18 protein-coding genes are annotated in these 20,334 nt (G+C 68.7%); 11 read left to right on the top strand and 7 right to left on the bottom strand.

The window, feature by feature from the left end:
- Positions 1 to 49 precede the first annotated feature (49 nt).
- The 3 genes from hisS to ON26_RS16880 all read left to right on the top strand — a co-directional run bounded on the left by hisS (position 50) and on the right by ON26_RS16880 (position 3,303).
- Positions 50 to 1,324 (top strand): histidine--tRNA ligase, encoded by a 1,275-nt coding sequence (gene hisS / locus ON26_RS16890; protein WP_040797129.1) that lies wholly within the window; start codon positions 50 to 52, stop codon positions 1,322 to 1,324.
- 226 nt (positions 1,325 to 1,550) lie between these two features.
- Positions 1,551 to 2,198 carry a hypothetical protein gene (locus ON26_RS16885; RefSeq protein ID WP_051027165.1) on the top strand — a complete coding sequence of 216 codons (648 nt, stop codon included), beginning with the start codon at positions 1,551 to 1,553 and terminating at the stop codon, positions 2,196 to 2,198.
- Between the two features lie 97 nt (positions 2,199 to 2,295).
- Positions 2,296 to 3,303, top strand: coding sequence for a malate dehydrogenase (locus ON26_RS16880; RefSeq protein WP_040797162.1), 1,008 nt, complete (start codon positions 2,296 to 2,298; stop codon positions 3,301 to 3,303).
- A gap of 24 nt (positions 3,304 to 3,327) precedes the next feature.
- Here ON26_RS16880 and ON26_RS16875 read toward each other — a convergent pair whose 3' ends face one another.
- The 4 genes from ON26_RS16875 to ON26_RS16860 all read right to left on the bottom strand — a co-directional run bounded on the left by ON26_RS16875 (position 3,328) and on the right by ON26_RS16860 (position 8,559).
- Entirely contained in the window at positions 3,328 to 4,401 is a 1,074-nt protein-coding gene (locus tag ON26_RS16875; protein ID WP_051027170.1) for a 2-oxoacid:ferredoxin oxidoreductase subunit beta, read from the bottom strand.
- A gap of 5 nt (positions 4,402 to 4,406) precedes the next feature.
- The gene (locus tag ON26_RS16870) at positions 4,407 to 6,359 is read right to left on the bottom strand and encodes a 2-oxoacid:acceptor oxidoreductase subunit alpha (protein WP_051027164.1); all 1,953 of its coding nucleotides are present in this window, start codon (positions 6,357 to 6,359) and stop codon (positions 4,407 to 4,409) included.
- 151 nt (positions 6,360 to 6,510) lie between these two features.
- Positions 6,511 to 7,527 carry an Rv2578c family radical SAM protein gene (locus tag ON26_RS16865; RefSeq protein WP_040797127.1) on the bottom strand — a complete coding sequence of 339 codons (1,017 nt, stop codon included), beginning with the start codon at positions 7,525 to 7,527 and terminating at the stop codon, positions 6,511 to 6,513.
- 21 nt (positions 7,528 to 7,548) lie between these two features.
- A complete protein-coding gene (locus ON26_RS16860) occupies positions 7,549 to 8,559 on the bottom strand; it encodes an NAD-dependent epimerase/dehydratase family protein (RefSeq protein ID WP_040797126.1) in 1,011 nt (336 codons plus the stop codon).
- 269 nt (positions 8,560 to 8,828) lie between these two features.
- Between ON26_RS16860 and ON26_RS16855 the strand changes: the two genes are divergently transcribed.
- The 6 genes from ON26_RS16855 (at position 8,829) to ON26_RS16835 (ending at position 14,195) form a co-directional block, all read left to right on the top strand.
- The gene (locus tag ON26_RS16855) at positions 8,829 to 9,146 is read left to right on the top strand and encodes an ESX-1 secretion-associated protein (RefSeq protein ID WP_040797160.1); all 318 of its coding nucleotides are present in this window, start codon (positions 8,829 to 8,831) and stop codon (positions 9,144 to 9,146) included.
- Between the two features lie 7 nt (positions 9,147 to 9,153).
- Positions 9,154 to 10,824, top strand: a complete 1,671-nt coding sequence (locus tag ON26_RS16850; RefSeq protein ID WP_040797125.1) for a hypothetical protein — start codon at positions 9,154 to 9,156, stop codon at positions 10,822 to 10,824.
- A gap of 202 nt (positions 10,825 to 11,026) precedes the next feature.
- Entirely contained in the window at positions 11,027 to 11,563 is a 537-nt protein-coding gene (locus tag ON26_RS32345; RefSeq protein ID WP_245545883.1) for a DUF3558 domain-containing protein, read from the top strand.
- A gap of 29 nt (positions 11,564 to 11,592) precedes the next feature.
- The gene (locus ON26_RS16845; RefSeq protein WP_040797159.1) at positions 11,593 to 12,153 is read left to right on the top strand and encodes a hypothetical protein; all 561 of its coding nucleotides are present in this window, start codon (positions 11,593 to 11,595) and stop codon (positions 12,151 to 12,153) included.
- Positions 12,150 to 13,331, top strand: a complete 1,182-nt coding sequence (locus ON26_RS16840) for a WXG100 family type VII secretion target (protein ID WP_040797124.1) — start codon at positions 12,150 to 12,152, stop codon at positions 13,329 to 13,331. The genes ON26_RS16845 and ON26_RS16840 overlap by 4 nt, the downstream gene beginning before the upstream one ends.
- 93 nt (positions 13,332 to 13,424) lie before the next feature.
- Positions 13,425 to 14,195, top strand: coding sequence for an ESX secretion-associated protein EspG (locus ON26_RS16835; RefSeq protein ID WP_040797123.1), 771 nt, complete (start codon positions 13,425 to 13,427; stop codon positions 14,193 to 14,195).
- Positions 14,196 to 14,283: 88 nt separating this feature from the next.
- Here ON26_RS16835 and ON26_RS16830 read toward each other — a convergent pair whose 3' ends face one another.
- Both ON26_RS16830 and ypfJ read right to left on the bottom strand, forming a co-directional pair.
- Entirely contained in the window at positions 14,284 to 14,796 is a 513-nt protein-coding gene (locus ON26_RS16830; protein WP_040797122.1) for a hypothetical protein, read from the bottom strand.
- A gap of 165 nt (positions 14,797 to 14,961) precedes the next feature.
- The gene (ypfJ, locus tag ON26_RS16825; protein ID WP_040797158.1) at positions 14,962 to 15,891 is read right to left on the bottom strand and encodes a KPN_02809 family neutral zinc metallopeptidase; all 930 of its coding nucleotides are present in this window, start codon (positions 15,889 to 15,891) and stop codon (positions 14,962 to 14,964) included.
- Between the two features lie 202 nt (positions 15,892 to 16,093).
- Between ypfJ and aspS the strand changes: the two genes are divergently transcribed.
- Complete coding sequence (aspS, locus tag ON26_RS16820) at positions 16,094 to 17,911, top strand: aspartate--tRNA ligase (RefSeq protein WP_040797121.1); 1,818 nt, start codon at positions 16,094 to 16,096, stop codon at positions 17,909 to 17,911.
- A gap of 71 nt (positions 17,912 to 17,982) precedes the next feature.
- Here aspS and ON26_RS16815 read toward each other — a convergent pair whose 3' ends face one another.
- Positions 17,983 to 18,822, bottom strand: coding sequence for a hypothetical protein (locus ON26_RS16815; RefSeq protein WP_040797120.1), 840 nt, complete (start codon positions 18,820 to 18,822; stop codon positions 17,983 to 17,985).
- A 230-nt stretch (positions 18,823 to 19,052) separates the two neighbouring features.
- Here ON26_RS16815 and ON26_RS16810 point away from each other — a divergent pair, with 230 nt between their 5' ends.
- Positions 19,053 to 20,222, top strand: coding sequence for a kinase (locus ON26_RS16810; protein WP_040797119.1), 1,170 nt, complete (start codon positions 19,053 to 19,055; stop codon positions 20,220 to 20,222).
- The last annotated feature ends 112 nt before the right edge of the window (positions 20,223 to 20,334 follow it).

The raw sequence follows: 20,334 nt of genomic DNA, 5'->3' as shown, positions 1-20,334 counted from the left end.
GGGTAACCGGTTGGACTTGTCGGGGCACGGTGGGGAAAACTGGAACATCGTGACCAAGACCAGCAGCTTCTCCGCCCCGAAGGGGGTACCGGACTACGTGCCACCCGGCTCGGCCGAGTTCGTCGCCGTGCGCGACGGTCTCCTGCGGGCCGCCCGACTGGCCGGGTACGGGCATATCGAGCTGCCGATCTTCGAGGACACCGGGCTGTTCGCCCGCGGCGTCGGCGAGTCCACCGATGTCGTCTCCAAGGAGATGTACACCTTCGCCGATCGCGGCGACCGCAGCGTCACACTGCGCCCCGAGGGCACCGCGGGGGTCATGCGCGCGGTCATCGAGCACGGTCTCGATCGCGGGCAGCTGCCGATGAAGCTGGCCTACTCCGGCCCGTTCTTCCGCTACGAGCGACCGCAGGCCGGGCGCTACCGGCAGTTGCAGCAAGTGGGCGTGGAGGCCATCGGCATCGACGACCCCGCGCTGGACGCCGAGGTCATCGCCGTGGCCGACGCGGGCTTCCGTTCGCTCGGTCTGGCCGGCTTCCGCCTCGAACTCACCTCGCTGGGCGACGACACCTGCCGCCCCCAGTACCGGGAGATGCTGCAGGAGTTCCTCTTCGGGCTCCCGCTCGACGAGGAGACTCGCCGCCGCGCCGAACTCAACCCGTTGCGCGTGCTCGACGACAAGCGCCCGCACGTGCGCGAGATGACCGCGGACGCGCCGCTGATGATCGACCACCTCTCCGAGTCGGCCAAGGCCCACTTCGAGCAGGTGCTCGGCTATCTCGACGCGCTCGGCGTGCCCTACGTGGTGAACCCGCGCATGGTGCGCGGTCTGGACTACTACACGAAGACCACCTTCGAATTCGTGCACGACGGTCTCGGCGCGCAGTCGGGTATCGGCGGCGGCGGACGTTATGACGGGCTGATGGCCCAGCTCGGCGGGCAGCCGCTGTCCGGGATCGGCTTCGGTCTCGGCGTGGACCGCACCATGCTGGCCTTGCAGGCGGAAGGCAAGTCCGCGGGCGATCCCGCGCGCTGCGAGGTCTTCGGCGTGCCGATGGGCGATGCCGCCAAACAGCGCTTGGTGGTGCTGGCCGCGCAGTTGCGGGCGGCCGGCGTCCGGGTCGATCTGGCTTACGGCGGCCGTGGCGTGAAGGGGGCCATGAAGGCCGCCGATCGCTCCGGCGCGCGCTTCACCCTGGTGCTCGGCGAGCGGGAACTCGCCGAGGACGCCGTCGTGGTCAAGGACATGAGTACCGGTGACCAGCGACAGGTGGCACTGCCGGATCTCGTCGAGGTGCTGCGCTCGGAGCTGTCCGGAGCCTGAGCGCTGATCGGATCCGATAACGGGTGGGGGCCGAAAGTCACCTCGCCCGTGGGACCGCCGGACCGGGTCCACACAACAGAGGTACCGTTGTTTCGCACTTCGGATGGGCCGGTACGATCGCGCCCGGTGCGGCGACCGCCCGTGCCGGTCGAGCGTGGATGCCGTGCACCGGGTGCGCGACGTCGTGAAACCTCGAAGTCGCGGTGCGTGCTCGAAGAGGTGACAAGTGGACCCGAACGCCGATCGGCCGGTGACCGAACAGCCGGTGGGGCTCGATCTGGTGGCTCCGGAGACCTACACGCCGATGCTGCGCAAGCTCGCGCTGGCGGCCGTCGGCGTTGGTGTGGGCGCCGGCTTGATCGCTGCGATCTTCGCCTCCTGGCCGGTCGCGCTGGCCGTCGGACTGGTCGTGGGCGTGCCGACCGTCTGCTCGGCCCTGGCACTGGGCCGTCGCCGGATCTGGCTGACCGGCAACACCGTGCACGCGCGCCGGTTCGTCGGCGAACAGCGGATCGAGGTGGCCTCGGCGGACGGGGTGGAACTGCTCGTCTACCCGGGCCGGTTGAGCCGCGTCGCGTTGCGCCTGACCGGGGCGGGCCGGATCCAGATCATCCCGCTGGCCATGTACAGCGATTCCGGCAGCGGGCGAGAGCTGCACCTGCTCGGCCTGCGCAAGCTCGCCGACGCGCTGGCCACCGGTAGTTCGGCGACCGCGGTGGCGGTGTCGGACCTGCTCGTGCAGCAGTTGCGTGCGGAGGCCAGGGACGCGGGGCTCGAGGAGCGGCCGCTGTACCGCGCCGCGCGGATGGCGCGCGCCAAGGATTACGTCTCGCCGATCGTGCTGACCGATCGTGAGGTCGCCGAACTGCTCTGATTCGGCGGCCTGTTCCGTAGCTCACCACCTCGTGCTCGCGGGAGGTGGGAATCGCTAGGGTAGGCAGCGAGAAGCAGTCGACCCCCGAGGAGTTGTGGTGAGCGCCGCCGAACGGAACACCCCCGTGACCGTCACCGTCACCGGTGCGGCCGGGCAGATCGCCTACGGCCTGTTGTTCCGCATCGCGTCCGGGGCCATGCTCGGCCCCGATACCCCGGTCCGCCTGCGGCTGCTCGAGATCCCGGCGGCCGTGGCGTCGCTGGAGGGCGTGGCGATGGAACTCGAGGACGGCGCCTTCCCGCTGCTGGACTCGATCGACATCAGCGACGATCCGCGGGTCGGTTTCGCGGGTGCGAATGTCGCCCTGCTGGTCGGCGCGCGGCCGCGCACGGCCGGGATGGAACGCGCGGACCTGCTGGCCGCCAACGGCCCGATCTTCACCGACCAGGGCCGGGCGATCAATGCCGCGGCCGCCGACGACGTGAAGGTGCTCGTCGTCGGCAACCCGGCCAACACCAACGCCTTCATCGCGGCGAGCAATGCCCCGGACGTGCCCGCGGACCGGTTCACCGCCATGACCCGCCTGGACCACAATCGGGCCATCGCGCAGCTGGCGAAGAAGACCGGCGTGCCTGGGGCCGACATCCACCGGATCGCGGTGTGGGGCAACCACTCCGCCACCCAGTACCCCGACATCACGCACGCCACCGTCGCGGGCAGGCCCGCCCTGGAACTGGTCGACCGGCAATGGCTCGGCGAGGAGTTCATCCCCACCGTGCAGCAGCGCGGCACCGCCATCATCCAGGCCAGGGGCGCGTCCTCGGCGGCGAGTGCGGCGAGCGCGGCCATCGACCACATCCACGATTGGGTGCTCGGCACCCCCGCGGGCGAGTGGACCTCCATGGCGGTGCCCTCGGACGGCTCCTACGGCGTGCCCGAGGGATTGATCAGCTCGTTCCCGGTGACCTGCGCCGACGGACGCTACACCATCGTCGAGGGCCTGGCGATCGACGAGTTCTCGCGCGACCGGATCGACGCCTCGGTCGCCGAGCTGGCCGCCGAGCGCGACGCCGTCATCGGGCTCGGGTTCGCCGCGAAGGACTGAGTCGCAGCCGGTTCGTGCCGGGTTTCAGCGCACCGTCCACGTCTCCGGTCCGTCGAGCAGCCGTTGCAGCGAATCCCGTTGCAGCGGTGTGCGTTCGGCGGCCGCGGCGTTCTGCGCGCGTACCCCGTCGTCGTAGGTCGGCCGCTCGACGCTGCGGAAGACCCCGGTGACCACGTGCGTGAGATCCTGATCGCCGAGCCGGGACAGCGCGAAGGCGTACTCCGGGTCGTCGGCCTCGGCGTCGTGCACGACGATCTCGCCTACCCCGACTTCGGCCGTGCGCGCCACCGTCAACCCGAAACCGCTGCGCACGACGGCGAATTCGCCCTCGGCTCCGAAGGTGATCGGCTGCCCGTGGCGCAGCGGGACCAGATGGTCGGCGGCATTGTCGCGACGCAGCACGTCGAAGGAGCCGTCGTTGAAGATCGGGCAGTCCTGCAGGATCTCCACGAACGAGGTGCCGCGGTGGGTGGCCGCGGCCCGCAACACCTCGGTCAGGCCCTGACGGTCGGAGTCGAGGGCGCGCGCGGCGAAGGTCGCCTCCGCGCCCAGCGCCACCGACAGCGTGTTGAACGGGTGATCCACCGACCCCAGCGGCGTCGATTTGGTGATCTTGCCCTGCTCCGAGGTCGGCGAGTACTGGCCTTTGGTGAGCCCGTAGATGCGATTGTTGAACAGCAGGATCGTCATGTTGACATTGCGGCGCAACGCGTGGATCAGGTGGTTGCCGCCGATGGAGAGCGCGTCGCCGTCGCCGGTGACCACCCACACCGACAGATCCGGCCTGGTCACCGCCAGCCCGGTCGCGATCGCGGGGGCACGGCCGTGGATGGAGTGGATGCCGTAGGCGTCCAGGTAGTACGGGAACCGGCTCGAGCAGCCGATCCCGGATACGAACATCAGATTCTCCCTGCGCAATCCGAGTTCGGCGAGGAAGCCGCGCACGGTGGCGAGGATGACGTAGTCGCCGCAGCCCGGACACCAGCGCACCTCTTGATCGGAGGTGTAGTCCTTGGCCTTCTGCGGCTTATCGGCGACGGGCACGCCCGATACCCCGGTCAGTCCGAGGTCGGTGTGCAGCAGTGGCGAGGGTTCCATGATGGTCACCGGTCACTCCTGAGGTAGCCGGCCCGCGCGCGGGCGGTGCATGCCTTGTCCTGTTCCATCTCCGCGAGCGAACCGTCGAGCGCGGCGTCGATGACGCCGACCAGCTCGCTCGCCGAGAACGCGGTGCCGGCGATCTTCGTCCACGGCCGGACGTCCACGAGGTATTTCGCGCGCAGCAACATGGCGAGCTGGCCGCCGTTCATCTCCGGCGCCACCACGGTGCGATAACGCCGCAGCACCTCGCCCAGGGTCGCGGGGAACGGGTTGAGATGGCGCAGATGCGCCTGGGCGACCGGCACGCCCCGGCGACGCGCCCGCCTGCATGCCTCGCCGATCGGCCCGTAGGAGCTGCCCCAGCCGATGAGCAGCAGCTCCGCGCGGCCGTCCGGGTCGTCGACGGTCGTGTCCGGGACCGCGATGCCGTCGATCTTGGCCTGCCGCAATCGCACCATCAGCTCGTGATTGGCCGGATCGTAGGAGATGTCCCCACTGCCGTGAGCCTTCTCCAGTCCGCCGATCCGATGCGCGCGCCCCTTCGTTCCCGGCACGGCCAGCGGCCTGGCCAGGGTCTGCGGGTCACGGGTATAGGGCTGGAACGCGGGCGCGTCATCCTCGGCATGCGGCTCGAAGGCGGGATCGATGGGCTCGAGCGCGGACACGTCCGGGATGGACCAGGGCTCCGAACCGTTGGCGATCGAGCCGTCGGAGAGCAACAGCACCGGGGTGCGGTAGGTGAGCGCGATCCTGGCCGCTTCCACCGCGGTGCCGAAGCAGTCGGCGGGCGAGCGCGGGGCGAGCACCGCCACCGGGGACTCGCCGTTGCGCCCGTGCAGCGCCTGCAACAGATCGGCCTGTTCGGTCTTGGTCGGCAGGCCCGTCGACGGCCCGCCGCGCTGGACGTCGATGATCAGCAGCGGAAGTTCCGTCATCACCGCCAGACCGATCGTCTCGCTCTTCAGCGCCAGGCCGGGACCGGATGTGCTGGTCACCCCCAGTGAGCCGCCGAGCGCGGCGCCGAGGGCGGCGCCGATGCCCGCGATCTCGTCCTCGGCCTGGAAGGTCGTCACGCCGAAGTGCTTGTGCTTGCTCAGTTCGTGCAGGATGTCCGAGGCCGGGGTGATCGGATAGGTGCCGAGGAACACCGGCAGCCCGGACAGTTGCCCGGCGGTGATCAGCCCGTAGGCCAGGGCGGTATTGCCGGTGATCTGACGGTAGGTGCCCGGCGGCAGGGTCGCGGGCGCGATCTCGTAGGTGGTCGCGAACGTCTCGGTCGTCTCGCCGTAGTTCCAGCCCGCTCGGAACGCCAGCAGATTCGCCTCGGCGATCGCGGGCACGGCCGCGAACTTCTCGCGCAGGAACCGCTCGGTGCCGCCGAGCGGACGGCCGTACATCCACGACAGCAGCCCGAGCGCGAACATGTTCTTCGCGCGCTGGCCGTCCTTCTTGCCGACGCCCGCGGGCTCGGTGGCGGCGAGGGTCAGCGAGGTCATCGGCACCTGGTGCACCACGAAATCGGCCAGCGTGTCGTCGGTCAGCGGATCGGCGGTATAGCCGACCTTCGTCAGCGTGCGCTTGGTGAACTCGTCGGTGTTCACGATGACCGTGCCGCCGCGAGGCAGATCGTCCAGGTTGGCCTTCAGCGCCGCCGGATTCATCGCGACCAGCACGTCGGGCTGGTCACCGGCGGTGAGCACGTCGTAGTCGGCGATCTGGATCTGGAACGACGAGACGCCGGGCAGCGTGCCCTGCGGCGCGCGGATCTCCGCGGGGAAGCTGGGCTGGGTGGCCAGGTCGTTGCCGAAAGCGGCGGCCTCGTGGGTGAAACGATCGCCGGTCAGCTGCATGCCGTCGCCGGAGTCACCGGCGAAGCGGATGACGACCTGTTCCAATTTCGCGGTCGCCGTGCGGGATCCGGAATCCTGGCGGCGATCGATATCGTGCGGATCCATATGCCTGCTTCACTTCCTCGTCGCATGAGAAGTCGCATGAGAAGGTGCCTCTCGCCAACCTACTCCGACGGGGCCGTGCCGGGCGGCAAAGTGGATTTCGCGTCCGGAATACGGCCCTTACGCGGCGATCTGTCGGCGCGGCGGGGCGGACTCAGGCGAACAGCGCCAGCTGCGGGTCGGTGATGTGCGGCGCGACGGCCGCCGGCTCCGCGGGCTCGGCGGGCGGTCTGATCAAGCCGTGCTGTTCGAGCAGGGGGGTGGTGCGTTCCCGCAGCCAGCTCGCGTACTCCGGGCTGACATAGGCGCCCCGCCCGTACAGCTGACGGTAACGGCGCAGCAGCGCCGGATGGGCCTCCGCCAGCCAGCCGAGGAACCAGCCGCGCGTGCTGCCGCGCAGATGCATCGGGATGATGACCGCGGAGGCCGCGCCCGCCGCCGCGATCGCGCCGAACAGTTCGTCGAGGTGGGACTTGCTGTCGGTCAGATACGGAATGATCGGCGCGACCATCACATTCACCGCGAATCCGGCCTCGGCCAACGCGCGCACCAGATCCAGGCGGGCACGCGGCGACGGCGTTCCCGGCTCGACCTGCTGGTGCAGTTCGGAATCGAGAATGGCGATCGACACCGCCAAGCGTACATCCACCTCACGGGCGGCGAGGGTCAGCAGCGGCAGGTCCCGCCGCAGCAGTGTGCCCTTGGTGAGTATGGAGAACGGCGTGCCCGAATCGGTCAGCGCGCGAATGATGCCGGGCATCAAGCGGTACCGGCCCTCGGCCCGCTGATAGGGATCGGTGTTGGTACCCAGCGCGACCGGCTCGCGATGCCAGGAGCGCTTGCCGAGTTCCCGGCGCAGCACCGCCGCCACATTCGTCTTCACCACGATCTCGGCGTCGAAATCGCGGCCGGCGTCCAGATCCAGATACTCGTGGGTGGGCCGGGCGAAGCAGTAGCGGCAGGCATGCGAGCAGCCACGCATCGGGTTGACCGTCCAGCGGAACGGCAGGCCGCTCTCCTCGGGCACCCGATTCAGCGCGCTCTTACACAACACTTCGTGAAAGGTGATGCCCTCGAACTCGGGGGTGTTCACGGTGCGGACGAACTCTGCTCGGCTCAGGCCGGGCAGCGCGCCGTCGTCGGCGTCCAGTATCTGGTTCTGCCACCGCACCGGGACAGTCGAACACGCGTTCTAGGGTGTGTCAAGCGGTGCCCGCGCGTCGGCCGCCTCCACGCTCGTCGGATCGTCGAAGAAGGCGACCAGGTCACGCACCGTTTCGGCGGTCGGCCGCGGCCGGTAGCCGAGCTCGGTGGCGGCCTTGCCGTGATCGACCGTCGGCGCGGAGATCAGTGCGCCGAGCGCGGCCTTGGACAGGATGTCGGTGCCCAGCATCTTGCCGATCGGTTCCAGCACCGGGATCAGCCCGCCGACCAGCTTGGGGGAGATGGTGACGCGTGGGCCGCGCTTGCCCCGTTCGTTGGCGGCGAGCGTGCAGACATCCGTCATCGAGATCATCGCGCCGCCGAGCAGGTAGTTCTCGCCCGTGCGGCCCTTCTCGCCCGCCAGGATCAGGCCCTCGGCCACATCGCGCACGTCGACCAGATCGAACCCGCCGTCGACCATCGCGGGCAGCCTGCCTGCGGCCGCGTCGCGCAGCGAGCGGTTGATGCGCGAGAGCGGCACGCTGTGATCGGCCGGGCCGAACACGCCGGTGGGATTGCACAACACCGCGTCCAGGCCCTTGTCGATCACCTCGCGAAGAGCCACCTCGCCGGCCCATTTCGACCGGTCGTAGACCGGCAGGCCGGGATCGGTCGACCGCACCGAGGTCTCGTCGATGTGTCCGCCGCAGCTGTACTGGTCGAAGGCGTGGATCGAGCTGGCGTGCACCATGCGCCGTGCGCCGACCGCGAGCGACGCCTCGGCGACCACCCGAACGCCCTCGGTGTTGACCCGCCAGGCCAGGTCGTTGCGGTCGGCCAGGGTGATCACCGCGACGAGGTGGTAGACCACCTCGGCATCGGCGAGAGCCGCGCGCATCGAGGCCGGATCGAGCACATCGCCCTCGACCCAGGTCACGCCCGGCCTCGGGCGGTCGGGAAGCGCGCGGTCGACGGCGATCACCTCATGTCCGCGAGCGGTGAGCAGTCGGAGCAGATTCGTGCCTAGGTAGCCGGCTGCGCCGGTCACTGCGACCTTCATGGCACCGAGAATATAGAACTTGTTCTAATTTGCAACACGTTCTATTTTCGTGCGCCACCGGCGGTGGGCGGGCCGAAGCGCTCGATGAACTCGAAACCTGTCGTAACCATCGGCTATATTGAGCCGAACCGTAGCGGCTTCGGCCGGCGACGGCGCGATCGCTTCGGGGTGGGACAAGCAGGAACGTTCGGAGCGGTCGGGTCGCACCAGTCGTCACGAGCCGTCCGATGCGGCGACACAGCACATTACGACGGATGGGGGGCCACTCGATGAGTGAAGTCTCGGTCGATCCCACGGCGGTCCGGCAGTTCGCCACGGAGCACGCCACTATCGCCGGACAGATCACGGCCGCGGCGGATATGGATCTCATCGGCCAGGTTTCGGCGCTCACGCCGGTGTTCGGGTTGATCGGCGCCGACTACCTGGCCAGTTTCGCGGCCGCACAGGTATTGCAGGCCAGGGACATCCACGATCTCGCGGGCAAGTACAACGACCTGTCCTGGAAAGCGTTCTCGGCCGCCTCGCTGTTCGAGGAGACCGACGACGAGAACGCCGCGCAGTTGAACACGCAGGCGAGCGAGATCTGAGGTCACGATGAAGCCCCTCGACGTCACCGACACCGGCATCATCGGCGCCGCCCAGCCCGTTGTGGCGCACCCCGCGATCGACACCGGCCACGCCCTCGTGGGTTCCGGTCCGATCGTGACGCCCGCCGTGGCGCCCGAACTGCCCGCCGAGCCCGTGAGCATTCCTGCCGATCAGGCTCTGATCGACCTGCCGTTGCCCCAGCTGCCCGTCGACCTACCGCCGATCGAAGCGCCGGAATTCTTCTCGGCGCGCAAGGAATCCGACGATGCGGGAACCACGGGCACGGTGCCCGCCGGTATGCCCGGTCTCGGTGGTCAGCCGGCCGACCCGCAGGACATCCTCGGCGGATACCGGACCGAGGCGAACAACTTCCTGGAGAGCACCGGCATCAGCCACGCCCTGCAGCAGGCGCAGGATTCGGTGCAACAGGCACTCGGCCAGGCCGGGGCCGCCGCGCAGAGCGCCGCCGCGCAGGCCACCCAGGCCGCCGCGGCCGCGGCCACCCAGCTGCCGCAGCTGCCCGCCCTGCCCGCCGACCCGGTGGGTGCTCTCATGCAAGGGCTGCAGGTTCCGGCCCTGCCCGGTGTGGACGTGCTCTTCCAGCCGATCCTCGAACTGCTCCAGAGCTTCGGTACCGGCGTCCTCGGCGCGCTCGACCCCACCGCGATCCTCAGCCAGTCGTCCCAGATGGTCGAAACCGCCATGCAACTCGCCAAGGGCAGCATGGCCACCGTCGAACAGGTCTGGGAAGGCGAGGCCTCCCGCCAAGCGCAGGTCGCCGGTCAGGAAGCCAACGCGCAGGGCCGAGACACGAGCCAGCGCGGCTTCGACATCTCCGCACTGACCCAGGCCGCCGCCGCCGTCGTCCAACAGGGCAACGCTCAGCTCGTCGGCATCGCCAGCACCTTCGCCGCCCAGGCCACCGCCCTGGCCCCGGTCATCCTCACCCCACCCGGCCAGGCCACCCTGATCGCCAGCGCGACAGAACATCTCGGTCAGGCAATGACGGTCGTCAACGCCACCCGAGGCGACCTGGCGGGGAAGACCGCCGAACTGAACGGCCTCGTCGGCCAGCTGCTCGGAGACAGTGGAATGCCCTCCGCCGAAGAAGTCGTCCAGGCGGCGGCGAAGAACATCGGCGAACCGCTGATGTCCCAGGCCGAAAGCCTCACCACCCAGGCCGCGAGCGCCGACCCCACCGCGGGCACCCCGAACCTGTCGACCTCGACGACCCCGTCCTCGCTGAACACCTCCAATGCGAGTACCCCCGGCAGCGGCCTGCTCGGATCCCTCGGCCGCCCCGGCGGTTCCGGTGGCTCCGGCTCCCCGGGGCTGTCCGGCATCCCGACCACCGGCACCCCCGGCTCGGGCTCACCCGGCTCCAGCCTCCCCGGCGTCGGCTCGGTCACCGGCGTCCCCACCACCGGCATGCCCGCGGGCGCAGGCACCTCGACCGCCCCCGCGGGCGCCAGCGGCTCGTACATGGGTGGTGGTGGCGGCGCCGCCGGCCAGCGCCAGAACGACGACAGCGAACACTCGCGCAACGTCGACCCGTACCAGAGCCTCATCGGCAACGACGATCTCACCGGGCCGCTCGGCGAATCGACACCGGAGGTCATCGGTGCGACCCACACCGACGAACTGCTCAGCTCGAACTACGAGCAGGATCAGTTCTGAGGCGTGGATGTAGCCCTGCGGTGCGCCTTTTCGGTGTCATCGCTGGGCGGATCGGGGTCGCGAGGCCGAGCGGCTTCACGACCCCGATGCGTCGGTAGTATCACCGGCAGTTGGCAGGGGGAGGAGATGCCGGTCCGCCCCGGTGGTCCAAGATTTCGGCGAATGTGGGGTGCGGATGCTCAGCAGGTCGACAGCCTATCGAGTGGGTATTCTTGTTGCCGGTGCGATCCTCGTCGTTTCCGGATGTAACTCGGCATCCGGGCCTGGGCTGGAATCGGCAACGTCGACCGCGCCGAGCATTCACTCCGACGTACCCACCGGATTCGACTCGTGTACCGACATTCCGCAAAGTCTTATCGCCTCGGAGCGGCTGACCCTTCCGCGCCGTGCTGATTCCGAAGCATCAGGCGGTGTCAAGTGGCTCGGCTGTAACTGGGTCCAGAGCGGGGGTGGATATGGCGCTAGCATCAAGACCACCAACATTACCGTCGACATGGTTCGCTCCAGCGGCTTCGCCGATACGCAAGAATTCACTATAGGCGGCAGAAGCTCTATTTCGAGTCGTCAAATCGAAGAGCGACTGGACGAATCCTGCACTGTCAACGTCGAAATGCGCGGCGGAAGTCTCGAAGTGAGTATCACGAACCCGCCGAGCGCAAAGACGAGCGATCAGGACACCTGTGAGATAGCTCGTCAGCTGTCCGAAAAGCTTGTTCCATCGCTACCGGCGGGTGATTGACAGGTGAGGCGGGCGATGGAGGTATGGCGATGAGCGACGAGGCGCTAGTGCGTCCAATGGCAAACCTGCTGGCGGCTGTACGTGAGGGGGCTGCGACGGTCTCGATGAAGCCAGAGGACTTCATTTACATCGACCGGGACTGTGAGTATTTCAAGGATGTCATTCGAAGCATCCAGATCACGATGGACAGTGTATCGCGCGAATCTCGGTGGGGTTTAGGTGAGGCCAATACGAAGATGGTCTCCGCCGGGACGGTGGTCACGCGATTCAAGGAAAAAGCAAACGGGGCGGGGGGTGGAAATTCCGTGTACCAGATCATGGAGCAACACCTGAAGATCGTGGAAGATATTCAGGAGGTGCATCGAATTGCGCGAGAGCGAATGATGGAGGCTGACAGCGAGTTCGCTTCCTCGTTCAATGAACTGAACGAGACGCTCCCGGATCGTGGTCCGGTGGAACGGACTCCCGAACAAGCATTGGAGGCACTCGGCCGAATGCCCGGAGTGATAGGCGATTTGTACGGCTCGGCGCCGTCTTCGACCGTTCCGAGCTTATGGCCGGGTATCCCCCTGCCTGGGGGCGATCAGTGAGTGGGCACGAGACCCCGGCTATTCCTGGCGGTGGTGAGTATCCGCCGAGCTGGGAGCACTCGGAGATCGTTGATGCCTTCGAACCTCTGACTCCGACAGATGCCGACAAGCAGGCCCAACACTACTTCGAGGTCAGCGAACTCTGGGATGAGGGGCTCAGAACGTTCGCGCGCTCGATCCAAACTTCGATTGCTCAGGCATGGTCGGGTCCGGCGGCAGAGAGGTCGAAGGAAAGCATCCAGAAGTACGTGACAGATGCGGAAAAGCTCACGCCGGTTCTGAACGAACTCTCGACGAGAGTAACCGAAGCCGCATCGGCGATCACGCAGACGAAGAACGCGCTTCCGGACCCTGTCGTGATCACCTGGACCTCGTGGCTCTGGCCGCCCAACCGCTGGGACCTGCAGCGGGAGCAGACGGAGGAAGAGCAGGCCGCGCGAGACGCCATGAACAACTACTACGTGCAACCGTTCAAGGCGATCGACAGCAGTATTCCGGTGCTGCCGACACCGGTGAGCCCCACGTCCTCGCCGGACATCACGGTCCCGCCGGGTGGTTTCCGGACCGGTGACGGCGGCGGCTCCGGCGACGGGTCGGGCGGGGGCGCTCCCTCGCCGGGCAATCCGGGTGGCACCACTTCGGAGGGCGACGAGCCCGGCGATCAGGAGCAGTCTGGGGAGCAGCAACCCGAGGGTGAGAGCAATCCCTCCGGGAACGCGGATGATTCGTCGACCACGCCGTCGAGCCATGATCCGGCGGGTACGGATCCTGCCGGCACCACTCCGGCGAGTTCGACCCCGTCGGACCCCGATCGGACGGTGCCGAGCGGTTCCGGCCCGTCCAGCCCGGGAGCGGGTTCGCCGACCAGCCCCGGCTCCGGTTCGCCGGGCAGTCCGGGATCGAGCACGCCGCAGCCGGGTCGCAGTATCGCGGGCGGCGGGACGGGCACGCCGACGACGCCGGGAACGTCTTCGACGGCGGCCGCGGCCTCGGCCGGTGGGGCCGGGCGCAGTGGCATGGGCGGGATGGCGGGCTCGCCGGGTTCGCGCGGTGGCGGTCAGGACGACGAGTCCCACAAGATTCCGGATTATCTGATCACGCAGCAGAACACCGACGAGTTGCTCGGTGAGGTTCCGCCTGCGGTGCCGGGTGGTGTCATCGGCGGCGAGCCGGCGTAGAGGTGTGGGTGCGGCGGCGGACGACGATGCGCCGCCGAATCATGGTGTGGCGGGACGGTCGCCGGATACGGCGCGCCGGGAGAGAGATTGCGCATGGCTGAGTGGAGTTGGGACACCGATGATTTCGCGGCGCTGTGGCTGGGTGACGCCCATGACCGGATTCCCGGTCCGCTGCGGCACACCAGCCGCTTCGCGTTCAACGACGAAGCCGCCGCGCACCGGGTCGCGGTACGACAGAGGTACTCGGCGGACGAACTCGACGAAATCCGAGCGGCTCTGCACACGCTGAGCGCCTCGGACATCCGGGTCGAAATCCTCGGTGGCAGTTGCCGCCATCGCAACAGCACGGGCCGCGACGATCTGCGCGAGTACCGGGTGCTCGGCGCTCGCGCCGGCCACCGCGCCGTGGTGCTCAGCCAGCACGGCACCGACCGCGCACACGGTCCGATCCGGCTGCGGGCCTTCGACTCCGCCCAGCTCCCGGCACGTCTCACCCAGGCGATTCCCGCCTGTGACCCGGGCACGCGCCGGCCGGAGGTGTTCCATCCCGCCGACCTCGCCCCGCGCCGCGACGGCTACGCCCAGGACAACGCACGCAACACTCCCCGCGAGCGCTATCACCGCCTCCTCGGCCGGCCCACCGACGGTGGCGGCACCGCTGCCCTGCTCACCGGCCCGCTCTACAAACGCTCGGCCCCGGCCCGCCTGCTGCAGTGGTACGACATCTCCGGCGACGGCCGCTACACCGAAGAACGCGCCACCAACATCACCGTCCGTCCGGCCACCCCCACCGACCTCACCCGCCATTTCGCCGGCTGGATCGCCGAGACACTGGATCGGCTTCGCGCGGACGACGACTACTGACCGCCGCTCCGCGTTCGATCGCCGCGTTGGTGGCGTGGAGTCGCGACCTCCTTGTCGAAGGTCATGTCGATATCCTTCGACAAGGGGGTCAGCTGTTCTCTTCGAAGGCGTCCATCAGGCTGTCGAAGACCTCGGCGAACTTCTTGCGAGCGTCGCGCTGTTCGTCGCTGAGACCGTCGGTGACGTCGGGTGCGTAGAGGACGAGATGGACGTCTTCGGAGGGGTTTTCGGGCATCAGGTCGATGATCTGGATGCCGTGGTCGGTGACGGCGGGGACGCCGAAGTCGGTCTCGCGCAGGGCACGGATGCGGTCGAGGGCCTTGTCGAGGTCCTCGGCGGGGACTGTGCCCCGGACCTCGCGGGGTGCGGTGTCGGCGGCCCGGTCGGTGGAGAGGACATCGGGACGGTGCAGGGCGCTGCCGTCGGCGTCGACCTCGAGTTGGGGGCGCAGGTCGGTGCGCATGGTCCAGCCGCCGGGGATCGTGGTCAAGGAGACCAGGGCGAAATCGGAGGTGTCCCGGGCGGGTTCGGCGGTGGCGACACCGCAGAGGCTGCCCAGGGTCAGTGCCGCGGCAAGCAGCGCCGACGCGATCGTTCGCATGTCACGTCCTACTCGGTGGAAACGGGGGAGCCCGCGACGCTGCGGGGCCGCGCGGTGCGGCGGCGGCATAGATCATGACAGTGTGACGGCGCCCGTGCGGGCACCGTCACACCGCGTGTCCGCGCGCGCTGTCGGCGCGGGACAGGAGTCGTCGCGGGACGGCTGTCAGCGCAGGGCCGGCGGATTGTTCAGATCGTTGGCCGCATAGGTGTCGCAGGCGTCGATCCGGCCGGTGCGGTAGCCGGAGAGGAACCACTTCTGGCGCTGCTCGGAGGAGCCGTGGGTCCAGGCCTCCGGGTTCACCTGCCCCTGGGTGGACTGCTGGATGCGGTCGTCGCCGACGGCGGAGGCCGCGGAGAGGGCATCGCGGATGTCGTTGTCGGACAGCGGCTTCAGGAAAGGCTCGCTGCCACCGGGGGCGGGGGACTTGTCGGCGTGGTAGGCCCAGATGCCGGCGTAGCAGTCGGCCTGGAGCTCGGTGCGCACGGCGCCGGACTCGGGGCCGCGCGGGTCGCGCTGCGAGCGGCCGAGATCGCCGAGCTGGTTCTGGAGGTGATGGCCGACCTCGTGGGCGACGACGTACTCCTGGGCCAGCGGGCCGGCGCTGGCCCCGAACCGGGTGACCAGCTCCTGGAAGAAGGCGACGTCGAAGTAGGCGGTCCGATCGGCCGGGCAGTAGAACGGGCCGACCGCGCTCGTGGCGTTTCCGCAGCCGGTCGAGACGGCGTTGCTGAACAGCCGCAGGCCGGGTTCCTCGTATCGCACGCTGGTCTGCTTCGGCAGCTCGGAGGACCACACGGCATCGAGGCTCTGCGCGGTGAGCACGACCCGGCAGTCGGCGTACTTGTTCGCGTCCGCGCCGGTCTTGCAGTGGTCGGGGGTGCCCTCGACGCCGGGCTGGGACTGGCCGGTGTCCGCACCGCCGGTGAGCTGACCGAGCAGCGAGCCCGGATCGCCACCGCCGAACAGCAGCGCGATCACGAGCAGGATGAGACCACCCGCGCCGCCGCCCAGCGCGATCTTGCCGCCCCGGCCTGGACCACCGCCGGAGGACGCCCGGTTCGGGTCGATCTGCAACCCCTCGTTGAAGGTCATCGTCATCGCTTTCTGTGGTTCGGCCCGCGCGCCGCGGGCGGCGGGCGGGATGCTGCGGAGCCGGTCGGGACCGGTTCGCAAACCAGCTTTCCACGCCGTGAGCCGATATCGGTTTCCACTCGGCGGATGTGTCTCACTACGATGGCAACCGCACCTGGTCTTTCGTCTCGCCGGTGCGAACACTCTCGTCGAAAGGATTCCCGTGCTGCGCACCCACTTGGCTGGTTCGCTGCGAAGCGAGCATGCCGGTCAGACCGTCACCCTCTCCGGATGGGTGGCCCGCCGGCGCGACCACGGTGGCGTGATCTTCATCGATCTGCGCGACGCATCGGGGGTCTCGCAGGCGGTGTTCCGCGAAGGCGAACCCGCCGCCCAGGCACATCGCCTGCGCGCGGAGTACTGCGTGCGGATCACCGGCGTGGTCGAACAGCGACCGGACGGCAACGAGAATCCGGAACTGCCGACCGGACAGATCGAGGTCAACGTCACCGAACTCGAGGTGCTCAACGAGAGCGCGCCGCTGCCCTTCCAGCTCGACGAGCAGCCCGGCGAGGAAGCCCGCCTCAAGCATCGCTACCTCGACCTGCGTCGCGAAGGCCCCGCGCGCGCCATCCGGCTGCGCTCGAAGGTCAATGCCGCCGCCCGTGAGGTGCTGGCCCGGCACGAGTTCGTCGAGGTCGAGACCCCGACGCTCACCAGGTCCACTCCCGAGGGCGCCCGCGACTTCCTGGTTCCCGCCCGCCTGCAGCCGGGCAGCTTCTACGCCCTGCCGCAGAGTCCTCAGCTGTTCAAGCAGCTGCTGATGGTCGGCGGTGTCGAGCGCTACTACCAGATCGCGCGCTGCTACCGCGACGAGGATTTCCGCGCCGACCGGCAGCCGGAGTTCACCCAGCTCGACATCGAGATGAGCTTCGTGCGCCAGGAGGACGTGATCCTGCTGGCCGAGGAGATCCTCTCGGCGCTGTGGAAGCTGATCGGCTACGAGATCCCGACGCCGATCCCGCACATGACCTACGCCGAGGCGATGCGCCGGTTCGGCTCGGACAAGCCGGACCTGCGGTTCGGGGTCGAGATCACCGAGTGCACCGAGTACTTCGCGAACACCCCGTTCCGGGTGTTCCAGGCGCCGTATGTCGGCGCGGTCGTCATGCCCGGCGGCGCGAGCCAGCCGCGGCGTCAGCTCGACGCCTGGCAGGATTGGGCCAAGCAGCGCGGGGCCAAGGGCCTGGCGTATGTGCTGGTCAACGAGGACGGCACGCTCGGTGGTCCGGTCGCCAAGAACTTGTCGGAGGCCGAGCGTGACGGCTTGGCCAAGCATGTCGGAGCCGAGCCGGGTGACTGCGTGTTCTTCGCCGCGGGCCCGGCCAAGGCGCAGCGCGCCCTGCTGGGCGCGGCACGCGGGGAGATCGCGCGCAAGGTCGGCCTGATCGACGAGAACGCGTGGGCGTTCGTGTGGATCGTGGACGCGCCGCTGTTCGAGCCTGCGGAGGAGGCCACCGCCAGCGGCGACGTGGCGCTCGGGTACTCGGCCTGGACCGCCGTGCACCACGCGTTCACCTCGCCCAAGCCCGAGTCGCTGGACACCTTCGACACCGATCCCGGTTCGGCGCTGGCCTACGCCTACGACATCGTCTGCAACGGCAACGAGATCGGTGGCGGTTCCATCCGTATCCACCGCCGCGACGTCCAGGAACGCGTCTTCGACGTGATGGGCATCGGTCCCGAGGAAGCCCAGGAGCAGTTCGGCTTCCTGCTCGACGCCTTCGCCTACGGCGCGCCCCCGCACGGCGGCATCGCCTTCGGCTGGGACCGGGTCACCGCGCTGCTGGCCGGACTGGACTCGATCCGCGAGGTGATCGCCTTCCCGAAGACCGGCAACGGCGTCGACCCGCTCACCGACGCGCCCGCGCCGATCACCGCGCAGCAGCGCAAGGAGGCCGGTCTGGACGTCAAGCCGGGCCAGGACGCCAAGGACGCCAAGGGCGCGAAGCCCGCGCCGGTCGAAGCGAAGGTCGACTAGGCACGGCACCGCACTCGCCGTGGCGTCCGTGATCTCCCGAGAGCACGGACGCCACTCGCGTTTCGGCAGGGTCAGGCGGGGGATACCACGCCGTGGACCAGAACTCGGTAGCTGTAGGTGACGGCGATGGCGCACACCGGCCCCGCGAGCAGCAGACCGATTCCGCACGCCAGCGCGCCGACGGTGGTGATCACCAGCACCGAGAGAGCGAGCAGGAAGACCTTCCACGGATTGGCCGTCACCAGCATCGCGCTGGACCGGATCGCATCGATGGGCCCCATGTCCTGGTCGATCACGAAGTGCAGCGCGAACATGCACAGCACGCCGACCAGCACGCCCGGCAATACGCACAACGCCAGACCCAGCCAGGTGCCCAGGAACGCGAGCAGCGCGGTGAGTAGCACATTGCCCGCGTTCAGATTCCGCATGAAGTCGCCGAAATCGGGCCTCGGCCCGTCGGTTTCGAGCAGTGCGCCGCGCACCATCATCGCTTGCAGCAACCACAGCCCCACCACCACGACCAGGAAGAGCAACACCAGGGTGCTCAGGGAGGTTGGGTCGAAGGTTTGCACCACCAGCAGGAAAGTCAAGTAGAGAACAACGCCGACGGCCGTAATTGCCAGCCATGAAACGAGATTCGACCGGAACTTGTCCAGTCCGTAGCTGATGGCGTGGCCGACGTCCAGCCCGTAGGTCGCCGCCTGGTAGCCGTAGACCGGCGGCTCCGCAGCGGCGGGACCGGTTCCAGGCGGGCCGTATCGAGGTTGCCCGGAATCCGGTGGCGTGTCCTGCGGGGCCGTTCCCGGTGCGGCGGAGTATGGTCCGTGACCGGTTCGCTGCGGATCACCTCCCGGCGCCGAGGCGTCGCCGACAGCCGGGTCGCGCGGGGCGGGAGGTGGTGTTTCGGTCACGATGGCAGACCTTTCCTGACAACTGGTTTGCGAAGTGGCGCAGAGCAGTTCACGATGAGAAAACCGGACACGCGCGATGGTGTCAAGGCGTACTGCCGAGGTGCGATGGCGTGGTGTCGAGCCCGGTCGATGGCGGCCGGTGGCCGACAACAGGCGGACACGCCGAGCGACGCGGAAAGGTTGGGTAACCGCTCGCTAGAAGTGTCCCCGAGCGAGTAGCTTGAGAGGCGATGACCGCACTATTGGCCGAACGCGCCGCCGACGTCGTATCCGCAGCACAACAGTTGCTCACCAAACGCATGGGTGCTCCGGTGAAGCTGAGTGATCCGATCGAGCTCAGTGGAAGTGGCAGGACCACCGTCCTACGTGTGCGTGTCGCGGAGAACTCCTACTCCCTACCGCGAACGCTGATCGTCAAGCAGGTCCGGGGCGCGGCGAACGACCGCACGACCGGCGGTCTCGCGCCGGGCGTGGCCAACGTCGATTCGGCGTTCCTCCGGGAGGCGGTGTCCTATCAGTTCACCACCTCGCTCGGCCGGGACCACCGGCCCGGCGCGTACCTGATCGCCTACAGCCTGCCCGACCGCCTGCTGATCCTCTCCGATCTCGGCGAGAACGCCGGGATGACGGCGGCGCTGCGCTCGGGCAACAAGACCACCACCCGCAACGCGCTGATGGCATTCGCGCAGGCGCTGGGCCGGATGCATGCCGCGACCGTCGGGCGCGAAGCGGATTTCGTCGCACTGCTGCGCCGGGTCAACGGAGTGCACCGGGTCGACGGCATCGCGCAGCAGGCCGAAGCGTCGGTCGTCGAGGTGCCGCGGTTGCTGCAGCGCGAGCTCGGCCTCGAGGTTCCGGGCGAGTTCGCCGAGCGCATCGTGCGCGGCAACCGGCTGTTCTCGGGCGGGCGGTACCGGGCGTTCAGTCCCTCGGATCTGTGCCCGGACAACGTCATGATCAACAACGACGGCGCGCGCTTCCTCGATTACGAGTGGGGCGGGTTCCGCGACGCGACCCTCGACATCTCCTATGCGCTGGTGTCGTTCCCCGGCTGCCTGTGCGATATCGAACTCTCTCGCGACCGGGCGAGGCAGATGGTGGATGCCTGGCGCGCCGAGGTGGTCGGGGTGTTCCCCACGCTGGCCGACGACGAGGTGCTGGCCGAGCGCATCCTGGAAGCGCGCCTGATCTGGGTGTGGCTGACCACCTACTGGTTCCTGCCCGCCGATCACGCCCGCATCGCGGCCGCGCGTGAGCACAGCCTGTCGACCCCGCGGTCGGCGGCGCTGATCAATCGCTGGGCGGCGCTGGCCGAGGACGCCCGGGTCATGGGCGACGACCTGGTCGGTGATTTCGCCGACGAGGTCTCCGCGATGCTCGAGGAGCGCTGGGCGGAGTAATGCCGACCTTCGGGCCCGCCGACCGGGCGGTGCCCGCGGCCCATCGGAGCGTGCGCTCGGACGGCGCCGAGCGACGCTCGGTGGATCAATTCACGCACTCACGTGGCTGCTG

The sequence above is a fragment of the Nocardia higoensis NBRC 100133 genome, assembly GCF_000308595.1.
GTDB classification, from domain to species: Bacteria; Actinomycetota; Actinomycetes; order Mycobacteriales; family Mycobacteriaceae; genus Nocardia; species Nocardia higoensis.
Note: the sequence above shows the minus strand (reverse complement) of the source record. Positions and strands in the feature narration are given on the sequence as shown.